The 19,246-nt window shown below is 39.5% G+C and carries 22 protein-coding genes and 1 other annotated feature; of the genes, 16 read left to right on the forward strand and 6 right to left on the reverse strand.

Annotation, left to right across the window (positions count from 1 at the left end; translation table 11 throughout):
- Positions 1–17 precede the first annotated feature (17 nt).
- The 4 genes from thiD to proS all read left to right on the forward strand — a co-directional run bounded on the left by thiD (position 18) and on the right by proS (position 3,789).
- Positions 18–866 carry a bifunctional hydroxymethylpyrimidine kinase/phosphomethylpyrimidine kinase gene (gene thiD, locus K3T81_RS09185; RefSeq protein ID WP_238019522.1) on the forward strand — a complete coding sequence of 283 codons (849 nt, stop codon included), beginning with the start codon at positions 18–20 and terminating at the stop codon, positions 864–866.
- Positions 863–1,414, forward strand: a complete 552-nt coding sequence (locus tag K3T81_RS09190; RefSeq protein WP_238019524.1) for a cysteine hydrolase family protein — start codon at positions 863–865, stop codon at positions 1,412–1,414. Before thiD ends, K3T81_RS09190 begins: the two co-directional genes overlap by 4 nt.
- Positions 1,415–1,447: 33 nt before the next feature.
- Positions 1,448–1,996, forward strand: a complete 549-nt coding sequence (locus tag K3T81_RS09195) for a GNAT family N-acetyltransferase (RefSeq protein WP_238019526.1) — start codon at positions 1,448–1,450, stop codon at positions 1,994–1,996.
- Positions 1,997–2,069: 73 nt separating this feature from the next.
- Positions 2,070–2,289 (forward strand) — a binding site (T-box leader).
- Positions 2,290–2,349: 60 nt separating this feature from the next.
- Positions 2,350–3,789, forward strand: coding sequence for a proline--tRNA ligase (gene proS / locus K3T81_RS09200; RefSeq protein ID WP_238019528.1), 1,440 nt, complete (start codon positions 2,350–2,352; stop codon positions 3,787–3,789).
- A gap of 366 nt (positions 3,790–4,155) precedes the next feature.
- On the opposite strand, the gene K3T81_RS09205 is transcribed toward proS, so the two are convergent.
- Positions 4,156–4,467, reverse strand: coding sequence for an HIT family protein (locus K3T81_RS09205; RefSeq protein ID WP_238019530.1), 312 nt, complete (start codon positions 4,465–4,467; stop codon positions 4,156–4,158).
- 405 nt (positions 4,468–4,872) lie between these two features.
- Here K3T81_RS09205 and K3T81_RS09210 point away from each other — a divergent pair, with 405 nt between their 5' ends.
- From K3T81_RS09210 to K3T81_RS09225, 4 genes are read left to right on the forward strand one after another with little or no spacing between them, the layout of a single operon-like run.
- On the forward strand, positions 4,873–6,030 hold the full coding sequence (locus K3T81_RS09210; protein WP_238019532.1) for a M20 family metallopeptidase: 1,158 nt from the start codon (positions 4,873–4,875) through the stop codon (positions 6,028–6,030).
- Positions 6,031–6,041: 11 nt separating this feature from the next.
- Positions 6,042–6,815, forward strand: coding sequence for an ABC transporter substrate-binding protein (locus K3T81_RS09215; RefSeq protein ID WP_238019534.1), 774 nt, complete (start codon positions 6,042–6,044; stop codon positions 6,813–6,815).
- Between the two features lie 30 nt (positions 6,816–6,845).
- On the forward strand, positions 6,846–7,505 hold the full coding sequence (locus K3T81_RS09220; RefSeq protein WP_036577110.1) for an amino acid ABC transporter permease: 660 nt from the start codon (positions 6,846–6,848) through the stop codon (positions 7,503–7,505).
- Positions 7,498–8,220, forward strand: coding sequence for an amino acid ABC transporter ATP-binding protein (locus tag K3T81_RS09225; protein WP_238019536.1), 723 nt, complete (start codon positions 7,498–7,500; stop codon positions 8,218–8,220). Before K3T81_RS09220 ends, K3T81_RS09225 begins: the two co-directional genes overlap by 8 nt.
- Positions 8,221–8,491: 271 nt before the next feature.
- Here the strand turns inward: K3T81_RS09225 and K3T81_RS09230 are convergent, their stop codons facing one another.
- Entirely contained in the window at positions 8,492–8,965 is a 474-nt protein-coding gene (locus K3T81_RS09230) for a glutathione peroxidase (RefSeq protein WP_238019538.1), read from the reverse strand.
- Positions 8,966–9,148: 183 nt separating this feature from the next.
- Entirely contained in the window at positions 9,149–10,117 is a 969-nt protein-coding gene (gene trhO, locus K3T81_RS09235; RefSeq protein ID WP_106895678.1) for an oxygen-dependent tRNA uridine(34) hydroxylase TrhO, read from the reverse strand.
- Between the two features lie 248 nt (positions 10,118–10,365).
- Between trhO and K3T81_RS09240 the strand changes: the two genes are divergently transcribed.
- The 5 genes from K3T81_RS09240 to K3T81_RS09260 all read left to right on the forward strand — a co-directional run bounded on the left by K3T81_RS09240 (position 10,366) and on the right by K3T81_RS09260 (position 14,466).
- The gene (locus tag K3T81_RS09240; protein ID WP_161464892.1) at positions 10,366–11,535 is read left to right on the forward strand and encodes a hypothetical protein; all 1,170 of its coding nucleotides are present in this window, start codon (positions 10,366–10,368) and stop codon (positions 11,533–11,535) included.
- On the forward strand, positions 11,535–12,653 hold the full coding sequence (locus tag K3T81_RS09245; protein ID WP_238019540.1) for a 5,10-methylene-tetrahydrofolate dehydrogenase: 1,119 nt from the start codon (positions 11,535–11,537) through the stop codon (positions 12,651–12,653). The genes K3T81_RS09240 and K3T81_RS09245 overlap by 1 nt, the downstream gene beginning before the upstream one ends.
- 221 nt (positions 12,654–12,874) lie before the next feature.
- Complete coding sequence (locus K3T81_RS09250) at positions 12,875–13,072, forward strand: cold shock domain-containing protein (protein ID WP_036577114.1); 198 nt, start codon at positions 12,875–12,877, stop codon at positions 13,070–13,072.
- Positions 13,073–13,193: 121 nt separating this feature from the next.
- Positions 13,194–13,883 (forward strand): class I SAM-dependent methyltransferase, encoded by a 690-nt coding sequence (locus K3T81_RS09255; protein ID WP_238019541.1) that lies wholly within the window; start codon positions 13,194–13,196, stop codon positions 13,881–13,883.
- A 295-nt stretch (positions 13,884–14,178) separates the two neighbouring features.
- Complete coding sequence (locus K3T81_RS09260; protein WP_106895682.1) at positions 14,179–14,466, forward strand: hypothetical protein; 288 nt, start codon at positions 14,179–14,181, stop codon at positions 14,464–14,466.
- A gap of 320 nt (positions 14,467–14,786) precedes the next feature.
- Here the strand turns inward: K3T81_RS09260 and K3T81_RS09265 are convergent, their stop codons facing one another.
- Positions 14,787–15,662 (reverse strand): NAD(P)-dependent oxidoreductase, encoded by an 876-nt coding sequence (locus tag K3T81_RS09265; RefSeq protein ID WP_238019542.1) that lies wholly within the window; start codon positions 15,660–15,662, stop codon positions 14,787–14,789.
- A 131-nt stretch (positions 15,663–15,793) separates the two neighbouring features.
- Entirely contained in the window at positions 15,794–16,729 is a 936-nt protein-coding gene (locus K3T81_RS09270) for an aldo/keto reductase (RefSeq protein ID WP_238019543.1), read from the reverse strand.
- A gap of 96 nt (positions 16,730–16,825) precedes the next feature.
- On the opposite strand from K3T81_RS09270, the gene K3T81_RS09275 reads away from it, so the two are divergent.
- The 3 genes from K3T81_RS09275 to K3T81_RS09285 all read left to right on the forward strand — a co-directional run bounded on the left by K3T81_RS09275 (position 16,826) and on the right by K3T81_RS09285 (position 18,290).
- Entirely contained in the window at positions 16,826–17,272 is a 447-nt protein-coding gene (locus K3T81_RS09275) for a GNAT family N-acetyltransferase (RefSeq protein ID WP_238019544.1), read from the forward strand.
- A gap of 67 nt (positions 17,273–17,339) precedes the next feature.
- Complete coding sequence (locus K3T81_RS09280; RefSeq protein ID WP_238019545.1) at positions 17,340–18,044, forward strand: TraR/DksA C4-type zinc finger protein; 705 nt, start codon at positions 17,340–17,342, stop codon at positions 18,042–18,044.
- Positions 18,045–18,083: 39 nt separating this feature from the next.
- A complete protein-coding gene (locus K3T81_RS09285; protein WP_106895687.1) occupies positions 18,084–18,290 on the forward strand; it encodes a zinc ribbon domain-containing protein in 207 nt (68 codons plus the stop codon).
- A gap of 73 nt (positions 18,291–18,363) precedes the next feature.
- Here the strand turns inward: K3T81_RS09285 and K3T81_RS09290 are convergent, their stop codons facing one another.
- Entirely contained in the window at positions 18,364–19,167 is an 804-nt protein-coding gene (locus K3T81_RS09290) for a zinc ribbon domain-containing protein (protein WP_238019546.1), read from the reverse strand.
- Positions 19,168–19,246: the final 79 nt, after the last annotated feature.

Below are 19,246 nucleotides of genomic sequence, written 5' to 3' on the forward strand. Positions count from 1 at the left end.
TAGAAAGGATTTTTTCGATGAAACTACCAGCTAGAGTGATGACCATTGCCGGATCTGCTGCAGGAGGAAGTGCAGGGATTCAGGCAGATTTGAAAACATTTCAAGAATTAGATACCTACGGAATGAGCGTACTTACAGCGATTGTTTCCAGGCATCCCAAGACAAAGAAAAATGTTCATCTCCAGACAATAGAGGCCATTGAAGCACAGTTTGCAACTGCTATCGAGCAGGTAGGTGTGGAAGGAGTAAAAATAGGGATGCTCTTTTCCGAAGAGATAATAGAGAATGTGTCTATATTAGTGAAACAAGCAGACATTAACTATTTAGTTGTTGATCCGGTAATGGTAGGAAAGATGAATTCGAAGCTACTTGAGGATAAAGCAATTCATGCACTCAAGGAAAAAATGATTCCAATGGCGACTATTATTACACCGAACGTACCAGAGGCATCTTTATTATTAGATGGAAGAAGTATTACGTCTGTGGGGGAACTAAAGCAGGCAGCGGTGGATCTTTATAATCTTGGTTGTCAAAATGTTCTTGTAAAAGGGGGGAGACTGGACGGTCCTGCCATTGATGTCCTATTCGACGGAAAAAATATGACATTGTTTGAAGCCCCGCGTATGGAAACCGCCAATACAAGTGGAGCTGGCTGTACTTATTCCGCAGCCATTACAGCATTTTTAACAAAAGGTTTTTCTGTTTATGAGTCTGTCAAAAAAGCAAAAAGTTTTGTAACGAGTGCGATTGAATATGGTTTTTCCTATACGGATATCGTTGGTCCGACTTACCATGCGGCCGAGAGGAAATATGGAGAAGCTAGCAAAATTAAAATCTATCATGTTAATCAGGGGGAAGCCAAATGAGTAAACGTGCTTTAATTAATGTAGATTACACATATGATTTCGTCGCAGAGGATGGGAAGTTAACATGCGGCGAACCGGGTCAAGCTATAGAGGATAACATCGTAAGCTTAACAGAAGAGTTTATTACGGCGGGAGATTATGTTGTGCTAGCAATTGACGCCCATCATGAAGGAGACGCATTACATCCTGAAGCCAAGCTTTTTCCGCCACATAATATTATAGGAACCTCTGGCAGGAATCTTTATGGAAGTTTAGCCAATCTTTATGAGCAATATAAGAATAAAGAGAATGTTTATTATCGTGATAAAACAAGGTATAGTGCCTTTGCAGGAACCGATTTGGAACTAAAACTTCGTGAGCGGAACATTGAGGAAGTACATATTATTGGAGTATGTACAGACATTTGTGTGTTGCATACAGCTGTAGATGCCTATAACAAAGGGTTCAAGATCGTAGTTCATAAGGATGCGGTCGCTAGCTTTAATCAAGCTGGCCATGAATGGGCGCTTGGTCATTTTGAAAATACTCTTGGAGCAAGTGTTATATAGAAAAGTTTGTCCCATATAGGAGGAAGAATAGAGATGGAATCATTATTTTTAAAGGAACAGTTTAACTCTTTTACGGTAAAGCAAGCCGCTCCCTCTGATGCGGCAGCAGTAATAGAATTACTAAAAGGTGTTGCCACTCGCTTGCAAGAGAATGGATTAAATCAATGGGAGTTCTTACTTGATGGTGGAGAAGATGCGGAGATTATTAATTCCATTAAACGCGGTGTTACCTATATCGTGACAGATGGTGAAAGACTTGTTGCTACTTTTAATCTCACCAATAAACAAAACGATTGGGATGCTCAACTTTGGGGAGCGAGAGAAGATAATGCTTATTACATTCATCGCCTTGCCGTACATAACCACTATACTGGAAGAGGAATAGGAAAAGATCTTCTGTTGTGGCTTGATGAAAATTTACAAGGGGAGGCAACGCTTCGACTCGACTGTATCGCGGATAATGCTGTTTTGAATGACTTTTATAAGCACGTAGGGTTCAATTATATGGGACAGGGGCATGCGGAAGGTGACTCTTTTTCCTTATATGAAAAAGAAACTCCCTCTCGAACATTAAACTCCTGAATGTGAAGGGGTGAGAAGAGAGTATCTTCTCACCTTGACTTTACAAACATATCCCTTTATATTTAGGGATATATACGAAACGTTGACGAGGATTAGTATAATTTGTTTGTCTGTACAAGAGAGGGAATGGCGCTGTGAATTCCTACTGACACGAATTAGAACCTGCCTCCTGAGTTCGCCATTGGAAGGTTTAAACCGTAAAATGAGCGCGGGTCATGCCGTTATACATTTAAGTGTGCATCAGTAGTATGGATGCAAACAAGGGTGGTACCACCATAGCCTCGGTCCCTTTTCGGATGGAGGGTTTTTTGTGTTCAATATTTAAAATATCTTTATATAAAGAGGTGTTAGGCTTGGGTAAAAAGAACAAACAGTTTGTGGAAAAAATAACAGCGATGGAAGATGATTTCGCGCAATGGTATACAGATGTTGTGAAACAGGCAGACTTGGTTGATTATGGCCAAGTTCGCGGCACAATGATTATCAAACCCTATGGTTACGCTATTTGGGAAAATGTGCGAGATGAGCTGGACAAAAAGTTTAAAGAGACAGGACATTCTAATGTCGCGTTCCCACTCTTTATTCCAGAAAGTCTGTTGCAAAAAGAAAAGGACCATGTAGAAGGATTTGCACCGGAAGTTGCATGGGTAACTCATGGTGGCGAGGAAAAACTGCAAGAGCGTATCGCTGTCCGCCCAACTTCGGAAGTACTTTTCTGTGATTATTACTCAAAAAATATTCATTCTTATCGAGATTTGCCAAAGCTTTACAATCAATGGACAAATGTAGTGCGCTGGGAAAAAACTACGAGACCATTTTTGCGCTCGTCTGAATTCCATTGGCAGGAAGGGCATACGGCGCATGCTACAGATGAGGATGCAGCGCAAGAAACAAATCGCATGCTTGAAGTATATGCTGATATGGCAGAGAAATATCTGGCCATCCCTGTACTAAAAGGACGTAAAACCGATAAAGAAAAGTTTGCAGGTGCTAATTACACTCTGACAATTGAAGCGCTGATGCATGATGGAAAAGCCCTGCAATCAGGTACATCACATCATTTCGGTTCTGGATTTGCAGAAGCTTTTGATATTACGTATTTAGATGAAAATGGAGAGAGCCAATTTGTACACCAAACTTCTTGGGGACTATCCACTAGAATTATGGGAGCTTTGATCATGGTTCATGGTGACAATCGTGGACTCGTTATCCCACCTAGAGTTGCACCAACACAGGCTATGATTGTTCCAATCGCTCAGCATAAAGAAGGCGTATTGGATAAAGCGTACGATTTACGTGATCGCTTGAAGGAACTTGTGCGTGTTGATATTGATGCTAGTGATAAAATGCCTGGCTGGAAATTTAATGAGTATGAAATGAAGGGGATCCCTGTACGTATTGAAATGGGACCAAAAGATATTGAAAAAGAGCAAGTAGTACTTGCACGCAGAGATACAGGCGAAAAAGAATTTATTCCACTAAGTGAACTAGAAGAACGCTTACCTGTATTGTTGGAAGAAATTCAACAGAATCTATATACAAAAGCGCAAACGCATCGTGAAGAAAAAACGTCTATTGCTAAAACGATGGATGAATTTAAACAAGTGCTAGAAGAAAAACCAGGCTTCATCAAAGCAATGTGGTGCGGAGATGTTGCGTGTGAAGAGAAAATCAAGGAAGAAACAACCGCTACTTCACGTTGTATTCCGTTTGACCAAGAAACAGTAGCAGATACTTGCGTATGCTGTGGTAAAGAAGCTAAAGAAATGGTTTATTGGGCAAAAGCATATTAGAGGTTGTTCAAAAAGTCCAGTAAAAATGACACATCGGTACTACTGAACTTCTGTTAAAACCGTCCACGTCCTGTGGACAACACAGAAGTCAACACATCCTGTGTAAGCCCGGTACTCAAAGCTGCGCCGCCTCGAACTTCGACGCATAGGACGTGTTAGTGTCGGTGTTGCAATAAATCTTTTCGGTGGGGCGAGTTAGCGCAGCCCCAGGATGTTGCGATTTTAGCCGACCTTGGTCCTTTTTATCCTCCTTTTTGAAGACGCACTTAAAGGGGTTGTAACGTTAACCTTTTAAAATTAATTTAAAAGTCGAATGAGTTCTAAAGCTGGTGCTAAGGCTTTGGATTATCATTCGACTTTTTCTTTTTAGGTTAATTCCAATAATGTTTTCTTCATTTTCCTTTTCGTCGCTTCTAATTTGCTTCTATCCTCAATATAATTCGCTTCATCTTCACTATAGAATTCTGCAAAGTTTTGTCCTTCATATCTTGGAACAACATACATGTGAAAATGCGTAAGTTCGTCAAATGCCACGCCATTTTGGCAGATAGTAATTCCGTCAGGACGGTACAATTCTCTGATCACTTTAGAGACTTTTTTTGTAGCTTCAACTAAAGAGGCTGCAGTATGTTCATCCAGTCCATCAAAAAATCGAAAGTGAGCCTTAGGTAAAATCAAAACATGTCACTCATTATAAGACTGTGATCGAGAAAACAGCATACATACGCATCCTCATAAACTGTCGAAGTGTCTTCTTTTTTATTTGCAAGTTTACAGCCAAAACAATTCAATCCTATTCCTCCTCAACACCCATAGCCTTTTAGAACAGACTACGCATGTAATTACACCAAACTATTAGAGGAATCCTCTTCACTATAGAAATTCAATGGAATATTCACTATATTCTTATTTTGGAAAAAGGACTCTCAATCATTGTTTAACCCTCAAACCCCTTCTCTGTAAAGGTTTTCAATAAAAATAAATATATTTTTTTCGAAAAACTATTGAATTTTTATACATTATTATGGTATAAATATACACATAGATTAATAAATATACAAAAACATACAGCGGGGGATAAACATGAAAGATGAATTGACTAAAGAACTTGATTATATAAAACAAGACTTGCAGAAAATGAGTGATCATCTATATTATAACCCTGAGCTGGGTGATCAGGAATTCGAATCAATGAAACTACTAATAAACTATCTTGAGAAACAGGGCTTTCAAGTAGAAACAGGCTTAGTTGGAAGAACCACAGCATTTAAAGCTACATACGAAGGAGAAAAACCGGGGCCTAAAATAGCTTATTTAGCAGAGTATGATGCATTGCCTGGAGTTGGCCATGGCTGTGGACATAATTTAATCGGAACAATGAGTGTGGGAGCTGCGGTAATACTTAGTAAACAGATTGACCATATTGGCGGAAGTGTCGTTGTACTTGGAACACCTGCTGAGGAAACGAATGGCGCAAAAGTTCCAATGAGTGACGAGGGGATCTTTTCAGACATTGATGCAGCAATGATCGTACATCCAAGTGATCTGTCATACTCAAGTGGAGATTCCTTGGCAATGGACGCTATTCAGTTCGCGTATTCAGGAAAAGCCTCTCATGCAGCTGCTTCTCCTGAAAAGGGAATAAATGCTTTGGATAGTGTCATTCAACTATTTAACGGAATAAACGCCTTACGCGAGCATGTTACTTCCGATGTGCGAATTCATGGCATCATTTCCGAGGGAGGACAGGCAGCAAATGTTGTACCCGATTCTGCTGTGGCTCAATTTTACGTAAGAGCGAAAGAAAGAGATTATTTAAATGAGGTTGTAGAAAAAATTCATAACATCGCAAAAGGCGCAGCGCTCATGACAGGCGCCACTTTGGAGATTTCCAATTATGAACTAAGCTATGACAATATGATCACAAACAAAGCATTGTCAGATGCATTCAACAAAAACTTACAGCAAGTTAGTGAAGGACCTGCTTTACCAGCAAAACAAAGCTATGGATCTATTGATATGGGGAATGTTAGTCAAGTTGTACCAGCAATTCACCCATATATCGGGTTTGGCGAAGAAGGGCTAATCGCCCATACGCAGGACTTCGCAGATAAAACAATAACAGAAGAGGGGCATCAAACCTTGGCTAATGGTGCACTATCACTAGCCTTTACAGGATATGATCTTTTAACAGACAAAGCACTTTATCAATCGATGCAACAAGAATTTAAAGGAAAATAGGGGGAGAAAAAATGAAAAAGACAATTGGAATTATACTATTTATCATGCTAGTTGCAGGGGGTCTTGCGGCTTGTGGGACATCAGATGAAGCTTCAGGAAGTTCGGAGCAGGACAAAAAGGTATTAAAAATGGCAACTTCGGCAGATTTTCCTCCATTTGAATCTCGGGATAACGAGGGGAACTTTGAAGGGTTTGATATAGATTTAGCGCATTTAATAGCAGAGGAACTAGGCTATGAATTGGATATTGAAGATATGAAGTTTGACGGGTTAATTGGTGCCTTGCAGGCAGATCGAGTAGATATGGTGATGTCAGGTATGAGTTCAACTGATGAACGGAAGAAAAATGTAGACTTCTCCACCCCATACCATCACTCTGGCGAAATGTTTGTTACAACATCCGAATCTGCAATTGAGAGCCTTGAAGATTTGGAAGGTAAAACCATTGGTGTTCAGCTCGGTACCATTCAAGAGGAAGGTGCAGAAACGCTTAGTGAGGAATATGGTTTTGAAGTGAAAAAGGTAGATGATGCAGGATTGATTATTCAGGAACTTAATTCCAACCGAATTGATGCTGGTTATATGGATAAGACGGTGGCAACTGGGTTTATAAAAGAGCAAGGACTCATTGGCTTTGATGATCCGACTACAAGCTCTCCAGGTATGGGAATTGCTTTTCCAAAAGGTAGTGAAATGGTAACAGAAGTGAATGAAGTACTTGAAAAGCTTGAAGATGAAGGAAAGATACAGGAGCTTGAAGAGAAATGGCTCTCTGACATGGAATAAAAATACAGCAGAGAATTGAGGTGTTAAGGCATGAATTTGGACTTTAGCCAAATTGTGCCTTATATTCCTTTTATACTAAAGGGAATCGGGGCTACATTAAAATTTGTAAGTATATCCATTATAATTGGGTTTGTACTTGGTACATTACTCGCATTATGTAAAATAACGAAAGTACCATTTTTAAAGGGATTTGCTGTATTTTATACATCAGTGTTTCGTGGAACCCCACTTATTTTGCAATTAATGATTATTTATTTTGCTGTTCCACAGCTCACTGGATATGATATCTCGGCATTTTTATCAGCTGTACTTACATTTGGGTTAAATTCTGCAGCTTATATTTCAGAAATTATAAGAGGTGGTATCCAGGCGGTAGATCGGGGGCAAACAGAAGCAGCAGAAGCGTTAGGAGTTCCTTATAAGCCTATGATGCTAAATATCATTCTGCCACAAGCATTCAAAAATATCTTACCAGCCATGATGAACGAGTTTATAACTTTAACAAAAGAGTCTGCCCTCGTTTCCACAATCGGGTACTTGGATTTAATGCGGAGGGCGCAAATTGTGGGTTCCGATATTTACCGGAATTTTGAGCCACTAATTTTAGCAGGCCTTATTTACTGGGTAATGGTTTATATTCTTACGGTGGCAGGAAGTTTAGTGGAACGGAGGCTTCGTCAAAGTGATTAAAGCTGAAAAGATTACAAAAGTGTTTGGAAAGAATATGGTCCTTGAAGAGATATCCACTACTGTTCAACAAGGTGAAGTGGTAACCATTATTGGACCTTCAGGTTCTGGTAAATCTACCTTCCTGCGTTGTTTAAACCTTTTAGAGGTTCCAACTTCAGGTGAGATATTTATGAACGGAAACGAGATCACATCTCCTAAAATTAATAAGCTGGAAGTTAGAAAAAATATTGGGATGGTATTTCAACACTTTCATCTTTTTCCACATATGACCGTGCTTGAGAACGTTATTTATGCACCACAAAAGGTAAAGGGCATAGACAAGTCAACGGCTGTGGAAAATGCGAAAAAGCTCTTAGCAAAGGTTGGGCTGACAGACAAAGAAAGTTCCTATCCGAATCACTTATCAGGTGGACAAAAACAACGGGTAGCAATTGCGAGAGCGTTGGCGATGGAACCGGAAGTAATGTTGTTTGATGAACCTACTTCAGCACTTGATCCGGAAATGGTGAAAGAAGTGCTTGATGTTATTAAAGATTTGGCTGATACAGGAATTACGATGGTGATCGTAACACACGAAATGAACTTCGCTAAAGAAGTAGCAGACCGTGTATTATTCTTAGACCAAGGAAAGCTAGTGGAGGAAGGAAAACCGAAAGACTTTTTCCATGATCCGAAGTCTTCCAGAGCAAGAGACTTTCTAGATAAAGTATTGTAAAAATCGCATGATTGTAATAGAGTAGTTAGGAAAACAATAGCCACGTGGAATCGAACCTTTTAAAAGGAGTATCGAATCTACGCGGCTATTTTATTAACTCTTGTTTAATATTTATCCCGGAGCAACCGTCTGTAAGACTCCCACTTCAAAATATGAAGTGAAACCGTGAAATTTTTAGTGGGAGTAAACGGATGACTAACACCCCGATTCGTTCAACTAAAAAACAGTGGGGGAAGAACAAAATCCCCCAACTATTTGACATTTTACTTTATTATAACGCGTCTTGAATTGCTTTTTCGAGCTCTTCTGGTTTCGTTTGGGGTGCAAAACGATCTATAACCTGTCCATCTTTGCCAACTAAAAACTTAGTAAAATTCCACTTGATTTGTTTCGTTAGTAGACCTTTTGCTTCCTCTGTTAAATAGCTGAAAAGTGGATGTGCATTTTTCCCTTTAACATCAACTTTGCTGAACATTGGGAATGTAACCCCATAGTTTAGCTGGCAAAATTCAGCAATCTCTTCATTCGATCCAGGATCCTGGCTGTTGAATTGATTGCATGGAAAACCTAGAATTTCAAGACCTTGTTGATTGTACGTATCGTAAAGCTTTTGCAACCCCTCTAGCTGAGAAGTAAAGCCGCACTTGCTTGCTGTGTTAACGATTAAAAGAACTTTTCCTTCATATTCTGATAATGAAATTTCCTTGCCACTAATTGTTTCAGCTTTGAATTCATATACACTCATAATAAGCAAGCCTCCTTAGTAAAAGAATAGCAATGGTATTGTAGCGTGTCCAAACAAACGCTTTTCTTCTACTTGGGATTTCGAAATTTAACTACATCGCTTTTGCTTCCTAGTTAAAATTTTATATTATTTTAACGTGAAAAAAAACGACCCATCTAGGCCGTTTTTTTCTGAAACAATATATTAAGCTTTTTGCTTAAGGGATTCGCCGATAGCAGTAAGTCTTTCTTCTACTTCTTGTTCGCTTAAGCCATGTTCTTCTACATACAAGTTTCGTGGGCTTACCCGACATTCATGAGTACAGCCACGCATATATTTATGCTCGTTTTCTTCAGAGCAGAGAATTTGTTGATTACATTCAGGATTTGCACAATTTACGTAACGTTCACATGGCTGTCCATCAAAATAATCTACGCCGACTACAACGTGTTCTTTTTGATTGATTGGCACAGAAATACGGTTATCGAATACATAGCATTGTCCGTCCCATAGTTCTCCTTGTACTTCTGGATCTTTTCCATAGCTTACGATGCCGCCGTGTAGTTGGCTTACATCTTCAAAGCCTTCCTCCAGCAACCATCCGGAGAATTTTTCACAACGGATTCCGCCTGTGCAATAAGTTAGCACTTTCTTGTCTTTGAATTGTTCTTTATTTTCCTTAATCCAATCCGGAAGCTCGCGAAATGTTTCAATTTCCGGTCGGATGGCACCGCGAAAATGTCCTAGATCATATTCATAATCATTTCGAGCATCGATTACCACGGTATCTTCCTCTTGCATTGCTTCAAAGAATTCCTTCGGGGAAAGGTAGTTACCTGTTGTTTCCAAAGGATTAATGTCATCTTCAAGGCGAAGAGACACGATTTCTTCCCGCGGGCGTACATGCATTTTTTTGAAAGCATGTCCATCATGTTCGTCGATTTTAAACACCATGTCAGCAAAGCGTGGATCATTGTGCATTGCTTCCATATATTTTTCTGTTTGTTCTATTGTACCAGATACCGTTCCATTTATTCCTTCCGCTGCTACAAGGATTCTTCCTTTTAGTTCAAGCTCTTTACAGAACTGAAGATGCTCTGTAGCGAAGGATTCAGGATCATCAATTGGCACATACTGATAATAAAGTAAAACTTGATAATTTAAATTCTCCATGTTGATTTACCACCTATCATTCATATTTGCAAGATATAAATGTTTGGTAGTCGTTATTCTTATTTTTTATCTTGCAAGACATTATTTTATCACGTTTGAATTTCTTTTTCTAGTCCGTAACGTAGGTTAAGTGTATTACCCCTTTTACAAATTAATTCCATTATAGGATTCGTGTTTCTCATAGTAAGAAAAGGGTAAATAAAGAAAGCCAGGTATCTTACATAGTAAGTTGAATGGAGGTGGAAATAATGGAGACTATTCGTGTGGGATTGGTTTCTGCTCCCAATCTTCCAGCATATATAGCAGAACAATTGTGTCAAGAATTGCCAGATTATTTTTCTGAAGAGATTGATAACGAAACAAGCTGGGAAGTAGAGACGACAGTAGATACACTTGTCGGAGTTGCGGAAGAAACGAAGGAAGTGCTAGATAAAGCAAACAATATAAAAAAGGAACAAAACTGGGAATATGTCATTTGTCTAACAGATCTCCCGATTTTCTTTAAGAAAAAGATAGTTGTGGGAAATGCGAATTTGGACCATAAGGTTGGACAGGTATCCATTCCTGCATTTGGAGTAATGCCGATGCATAAAAGAATTCGCGTTATCATGGTAGAGTTGATGAAAGAACTATACCACAATTCCGGCGAACAAGTTTCTCCAAAAGAACATACACTAGAAAATGGAAAAGATGCTGCAAAAAATATAGGTAGACAGTTTTTCTTCTCTCGTGTGCGGAGGTTAGGTGCATCCCCGGAAGAGCAGTTAGATTTTCGTTATATAATCCGCTCTCGAGTCATCGGATATTTGCGTATACTGTTTGGCATGACGTTTGCCAACCGCCCGTGGGACGCGTTACTTTCGTTTAAAAAGATAACGATGCTCTCTTTTGCATCCGGTGCCTATGTTTCCATTTTCCCAAACCCTTGGGTGCTTAGTGTAGCCTACTCTCCCCTTAGACTAATTTTCTTGTCTCTCTTATCTATATTAGGGATGGTAACATGGATTATATTTTCCCATAACCTGTGGGAAAAGCCATCACAACACGGGAAGAAGCGTTGGCGGGATTTATATAATCGTACGACATTTTTAACTCTCACAAGTATTGTGTTTTTAAATTATCTTGTTTTATTCATTATGTTTCTTGCTGCTATGTCCCTTCTCGTTCCACCGGAGTTATTCCAAATAAGGACGCAAGTCGAAGGTTCACCATCTTTTGTTTATTATCTGAAGCTAGTCTGGTTGGTCACTTCATTTGGAACACTTGCTGGAGCGATAGGTACGGGATTAGAGAGTGAGGATAGAATTCGCAATGTTACCTACTCTTTCCGTCAACAGCAGCGCTATTATGAAATAGGTGAGGAAGAAAACGAAGAAGATAAGAATGAGGATCCTGAGCCTGAAAAGAGGTGCACCTAATGACAAAGAAAATTGTAGTTGGATTAATTGCGGCTCCAGAGCTACCTGCGACTATCGGAAAAAAGTATATTGAAAAGATTCCTCACCAACTTCAGAAACAAATTGAAAAAGATGTTTCATGGGAAATGGAGTTTATTGTAGATCCACTTACTGGAGCAGCGGAGACAGTGGGTGAAATGTTAGAGAAAGCAATTGAAATAAAGAAAGCAGAGGGATGGGATTATGCGGTGTGTTTAACGGACCTCCCTCTGTTTCACAATAAAAACCTTGTGGGTGCAGATATTAGTCTGCACCATGCTGTTGCACAATTATCAATCCCTGTTTTTGGCTGGCTACCAACCAAGAAACGAATCGAGAAATCCATCATTCAAATTATTAGGGAGATTTATTATTATCAAGGTAATTCTGATAAAATTGAGGAACTTGAGAAATCAGACCCTGAAGTTGTACTTCAGAAGCAATTTCCGGTTAGTCGGGTAAAACGACTCAGCACCGATGATGATCATGTGGGGAAAGAAGCGCGCTATATTGTGTTTCCAAAAAAGCTAGGGATATTACGTTTGCTAATGGGAATGACACAAGCAAATCGACCGATGAGTATTATGCCTTCTTTTAAAAGAATAATTGCGGTAGCTTTTTCTACAGGTATTTTTGGTCTTATCTTTTCTACAATATGGGAACTAAGCTATCTTCTTAGCACCTACAGACTTTTGGGGTTAAATGCAGCGGCTATTGGTTTAATGGTATTCTGGATTATTACTGCACATAATCTTTGGGAAAACTCGGCCACACGTACAGACTCAAAACTAAGACGTTTATATAATCAAACAACAGTTCTCACTTTACTGATATCTGTGTTAAGTTATTATGCCGTTCTATTCTTATTGTTTCTTATTGCAATTGTTATTGTCATACCGCCAGACGTGTTTGTGTTTTCCATAAATCTAAAAGAAGAGTTTACGTTCCTATACTTCCTTCGATTAGCTTGGATTGCAACTTCTATTTCTACAATTGTTGGTGCAATTGGCGCAAGTCTGGAAAATGAAGAACTAGTTCGTGACATAACGTATGGATATCGACAAAAAAGGAGATATAATGATATAAACTCCAAAGAATAGGGAAACGCTTCCTCTCAACTCGCAGTGGGACTAAGCAATCAAATTTTTTTTGAAATAACACTTCTAATTACTTGCTTTTTAATCTAGAAAAGGTTAAAGTGGATAGTAGCAAAAGGAAATTGGAGTTTGAATAATACTTTACGATCTCTTTATCAAAGTGGTGTAAAAGTATTTATGATTCAATTACTTTGCACGATATTTTGTATAAGGAGGTCATTTTAATGACTGGTAAAGTAAAATGGTTTAACGCAGAAAAAGGTTTTGGTTTCATCGAACGCGAAGACGGAGACGATGTATTCGTACATTTCTCAGCTATCCAATCAGAAGGTTTCAAAACTCTTGAAGAAGGTCAAGATGTTGAATTTGAAATCGTTGAAGGTAACCGCGGACCGCAAGCAGCTAACGTTGTTCGCCTATAATAGTTAATTACAAAAAGGTTTATCTCATCCGTGAGATAAGCCTTTTTTTGTACCATAGAGTATTTGCTCAAGAATGTTAAAGAAGCTAACGGACTATAGAAATGAAAAAAGGGGGAAGAGTATGGAAAGTTTTAACTGGAAAGAAACGGCTGAGGTAGAATGGGATAGCCGGGCCGACTTTTGGCACGAACGTAGCAGGAGCATGTGGGATACAGGCAGCAGAAAGACTATTCTTCCTTTTATACAACGACATGTTAAACAGGGAAGCGGTATACTGGATGTTGGGTGTGGGGATGGATATGGCTCCTATTTGCTAAACAAGGCAGGTTATGGCGTAACGGGTGTCGACCTTTCCGTTGAAATGATCACACATGCTAAAAAGACGGCGCCACAGCGTGAAATCGTCTATCAAAAAGCGGATGTAAATGATTTACCCTTCCCGACAAGTTCATTTGATGCACTCATGGCCATTAATGTTTTAGAATGGACTGAGAATCCATTCCATGCATTAAAGGAAATGATTCGAGTTACAAAAGAGGGTGGATACCTTTGCGTTGGGATTTTAGGACCAACGGCTGGGCCACGTGTGAACAGTTTTCCCAGGTTATATGGTGAAAAAGCAATTTGCAATACCATGATGCCATGGGAACTTAAAAAGCTGGCAATGCAGGTAAATCTTCAACATATTGATGACATTGGAGTTTATAAAAAAGAAGTGAAACCAACCGAGGTAGAGAACATGCCACTGGACCTAAAACAAGCACTATCCTTCATGTGGGTGTATCTCTTTGAGAAGGCTGGAACCACGTAGATGAGTTGTGGAGTTTAAGCAAATGTAAGGTAGTGTTTTTACTTTCCATTCGTAGATGATTGAGGACAATATAGCGTAGGCAAAACATGGAGACTCCTTGAAAATGCATTAAGCATTTTCTGCGTGCGATGAGTCGCTGACGAACCCTTACTTGTCCAGTGGGAACAGCGCGAGTCCGAAGACCCCGGAAGAAGCGTCCTTTGCTTCTGAGGAGGCTGAGGCCGTGCCCACGGAAAGCGCAATGTTATGCTGTAGTGAGAAATTCCAACTTGTCCTAGAAGTAAGGAGGATTACAATGGATAAAAAGGAAATGGAAGATCAAGTAATAAAAAGTTATCAAAGTGATGAAAAAATGATGATCTTAATCTATGCACAATGGTGTATTAATAATGATCTAGACCCCGAAGCATTATATGTTAAAGCCTATCCGAATCAGCTACATAACCCATCCTTAACGGAAGCAATGGAGCTTACGGTACCGAAGAAAGAGTCTGAAGAAATACCAACACATACGGTGTTACAGGTGCTACAGTTGTTCGGCAATGACGACTTAGCCTTTATCGTCCAAAGTGAATTGGATTAGAAAAACGCACGTTCGCTCGCTTTTTAGCGAATGTGTACGTTTTTCTAATACTTGGGGCTTCAAAATTTAAACTACGTCGTTATTGCTTCCTAGCTGAAATTTTATCCCGGTGCAACCGTCCGTAAGACTCCCACTTCAAAACATGAGGTGAAACAGTGATGTTAAAGTGGGAGTAAACGGACGCTAACACCCCGATTCGTTCAACTAACAATCAGTGGGGGAAGAATGAAAACCCCCACTGATTGAAGTTTCACTTTATGCTTTCCTAAGTGTAAACAAAAGAGAGAACAGAAATAATCTGTTCTCAATCTTTTAACACCTTATTGTTCGAATAGTTTTATAAGTGCCTGTGTACCACTATCATTTTCCCCTTTTTCTGCTAGCTCTTTGTATAGCTTAAATGAAAGAGCCAACCCTGGGGTCTCCATGCCAAGCTCCTTAGCAGATTCTAATGCAAGGGTCATATCCTTGATAAAGTGCTTTACATAAAATCCCGGTGCATCATCGCCAGCAATCATTCTTGGTGCTAATTTTGACAAAGAGAAACTCCCTGCGGCACCCGTTGTAATGGTATCGAGCACTCTAGACGGATCTAGACCGGCTTTTTTTGCATAGACAATCGCTTCACATACCCCAATCATGTTTGAAGCAATCGCAATTTGATTACTTAACTTTGTATGCTGTCCAGCACCTGCTTCACCCTGTAGAATAATATTTTCTCCCATTGCCTCCAATACAGGAAGTACTGTAGTAAATGCTTCTTCATTACCACCTGCCATAATGGCTAGCGCGCCATTTTTAGCACCAATATCCCCACCGGATACAGGGGCATCTAGTGCGTAGACGCCTTTTTCTTTTGCACGATCGTAAATTTCTTTAGCTAATGCAGGTTTTGATGTTGTCATGTCAATTAGGTAGCTGCCAGAATTAGCATGTGCGAGCAATCCATCTTTGCCAAGATAAACCTCTTCAACATCCTGAGGATAGCCAACAATGGTGATGATAATATGGCTAGAGGTAGCAAGATCTTTTACAGAATCTGCCCACTCTGCACCTTGTTCCAATAATGGAAGTGCTTTTTCTTTTGTCCGGGTGTAGACTGTCACGGAAAACCCATCTTGCATTAAATTTTTAACCATGCTGCTTCCCATGACACCTGTCCCGATAAACCCAATTCGCTGTTCCTTGATACCCATTAATTCGCGCCTCCTAATTGAATTTCATGTGCTAATTTGTCGTAATATTTTATGTAGCATCTAGTGTTTCTCTTTAAAAAAGTATAGCATAAAAAGGAGGCATACAATGTGTGTATACCTCCTAATCACTGTTAACTTTTGAATATAGTATCGATCTCTTTCATTTCTTCAGTGGTCAATTCCACGTTGAGTGTCTGTAGGTTATTTAATACTTGATTAGCGCGTTTTGCGCCAGGAATAACCACATCAATAGCATCCCGAGTTAAATACCACGCTAGCACGACATGTGCAACCTCGACATTTTTATTGTTAGCTATTTTACGTACCTTTTCCACCTTTTCTAAGTTACGAAGGAATGTTTCCCCTTGGAAGTTTGGTGCCTTAGCACGGCCATCCTCAAAGGTAGTGTTTTTATCGTATTTCCCTGCAAGTAAACCAGAAGCAAACGGGAAATAGGGTACAAAGGATATGTTGTTTTCTGTTGTATAAGGGAAATATTCGGTTTCTGCAGCTCTGTTCAGAAGATTATATTCTCCCTGAAGTACATCCACATAGCCGTCTTTATTAGCTTCTTTTAGTTGATCAAGAGAAAAATTAGATACACCTATTGATTTTATTTTACCCTGATCCTTCAGTTCTTTTAATGCACCAACCGCTTCATCCTTAGGAGTTTCTTCATCTGGGAAGTGGATATAAAATAAATCAATATAATCTGTTTGAAGGCGTTTAAGACTATCTTCCACAGATTGCTTTAAAAAAGCGGGTGAATTATCGAAAACGATGTCCTTTCCAACAAATTTGTGCGCACCCTTGGTTGCAAGTACTACTTCCTGACGTTTACCTGTTTCTTTAATAACTTGCCCAACAAGTTCTTCTGAACGTTCTGGACCATAAATGTAAGCAGTGTCCAAAAAGTTCATACCATTGTCAATGGCTGTTTTAACTAATTCCTTGCCTGCTTCTTCGTCAAGATTTGGATAAATATTGTGTCCACCAACAGCGTTTGTCCCTAAGCCGATCGGGTTAACTGTCAGCTCTGTTTGTCCTATTTTCGTCTTGTTTTCCATGGGTAATATCCTCTCCTTCTTAAGCGTTGTGAATTATCCTTTACGATAATCCCTGCATATAATAGTATAAGGAAAAAAGCAAAGGAAGGAAAAGAAATGAACTGGCATACAAAAGCATTCTCTGAACTAACGACTACTGAACTGTATAAACTTTTGAAAGCACGAACGGACGTATTTGTCGTTGAGCAAAACTGCGCCTACCCGGAACTAGATAATTATGATCAGGAAAGCATGCACTTATATTTAGAGGAAGAAGATGAAATCGTTGCACTGGTACGTATGATCCCTGCAGGTAACAAGTACACAGAGGCGTCAATTGGAAGAGTAATGGTGGTCAACAAATTCCGTGGCAAGGGCTATGCGAGAAAAGTGATGGAAAAGGCTCTGCAATTTATCGCAGAAGAATGGAAAGAATCTGGAATTAAGATTCAGGCACAAGAATATTTAAAAGCGTTTTACCAATCACTTGGGTTTAAGCAAGTTACAGAACCATATTTAGATGATGGGATTTTACATATTGACATGATTTGGGAGTCGAAATAAAGAATCACCCTCGATTGTTTTGCACATAGTATACCTACATAGTTAAAGCAATTAGAGGAGGATCCGTATGATCACCAAAGAGCAATTATTGCAATGTAAAGCAGACTTGGTGCAAAGGCAGAATGAACTGATAAATCATATACAGGATCATTTTGGTACAACACTTGAACTGGCAAAAGAATCGGTGAGTGAACTATCCAATTACGATAACCACCCCGGTGATTTGGGGACAGAGCTGTTTGAAAGAGAAAAGGATATTGCCTTGAACGAGCATGCTGAAACAGAGCTTGAGGATATTAATAAGGCCTTGCATGCGGTAGAGGAAGGGACATATGGTATTTGTAGCCAATGTGGTGCAGATATCCCCTTTGAAAGGTTAGCTGCCCTGCCAACTGCCGACCGTTGTATGGAGCACGCTGGAAATAATGTGATTTTTGAAGAAGACCGTACTGTAGAAGAAGAGGTCTTTAGCCCCAATATTAACCCAGATGAAGAAACAGATGAAACGCAGGTTTCCTATGATGCAGAAGACACCTGGCAGGAAGTAAGCAGATATGGTACTTCCGAAACAGCTTCTGATTTTTATGGAGATCAAGAAAACTATGATGAGATGTATCCGAATAGTGATGAACTTGTAGGTTCTGCAGAAAATGTAGAAGAGTTTCTCGCTGCAGATATTGATGGAAAGTTTGAAGGGGTTACCTATAACCACAATCGTTATGAAAAGAATCTCGATTCAGTGGAAAGTGATAGTGATGATGAAACCATATAGTCCATACTTCCGTATTATTAATTAGAGGGAGTGGATAAGATGAGTGAACAAACGGGTTGTATTAAATGCGGGAGTACTGATGCAGATTCAAAGGAAGTTGCCATGACGGGGACTGGCCTATCCAAAATGTTTGATATGCAGCATAATCAATTTCTTGTTGTGTACTGTAAAAACTGCGGATACTCCGAATTTTATAATAAGAAAAGTTCAACTGGCAGTAATGTCTTTGACTTATTTTTTGGATAGCAAAAAGCGGACCTTATGGAAAGGTCCGCTTTTCCTTGTATTCAATACCGTTTTATATTTAGCTAAACTTAATTTATAAGAAGCTACTTAACATACCGCCAAATAATACACTCGAAATATTGACTAAAAGGTAACCAGAGGCAAGTAAGGTTACGAAGTAAATGCCGATTAGCAAGTAAATACGGTCAAATGCCGGAGCAGGCTTTTCAAGTAAGATAAAGGTTGGCACTACTAGGATAGGTCCTAGCAGACCGACTAGGATGAAAATTCCTGAAAGAGAAATCCCAACTAGAGCTAGTAGAGAGCCTAAGACAGTTAAAACTAAAAACGGCACCGAATATGCCCCAGTCTTCGCTACAACAGCTGTAAATGATAAAGATTGCCCACCAATTTTCACTCCTGCAAAGGAGATGGCTGCAATTACACCGAACAAAACTAAAAACTGGATAAGTGGTAACAGAAAGCTATCAACAAAGGATACCCGCATGAAATAAGAACCAATGCTACTTGAGATTATGTACGATCCAAGGGAGATTAGCAGGGAAAAAATGACGATAGTTATAATACCTGAAATCAATTGGCTGCTTGTGACGTTCTGTCCTTCGCTAGGCTTTTTCAAAAGCTTTACAAAGAACGCCCCAAACTGCGAAGTCTCTCTTTTTACTGTCTCCATAAAATCATTCGACTGACTCTGGTTTTGCTGCTGTCCTGATGCTAGTGGCTGGCTCGGTTCACCAACATTGCTTTCCTGTTCTAAGGTAGGATCAGTGTTTACAGGTTCCTGAGTAGCTGCATTGTTCTCTACTGGTAACGGCGCACCACAATTCGTGCAAAACTTTCCTTCTTCTGTTTGCTGTCCACAACTTGGACAAATCATAAAATCACTCCTTCTTATTATTTGGATACTTACATGCATTCGACAAAAATAGTGTAAATCCTGTTTTTGTTGGAAATTA

This window comes from Oceanobacillus jordanicus (assembly GCF_022095695.1).
Classification (GTDB): domain Bacteria; phylum Bacillota; class Bacilli; order Bacillales; family Amphibacillaceae; genus Oceanobacillus_B; species Oceanobacillus_B jordanicus.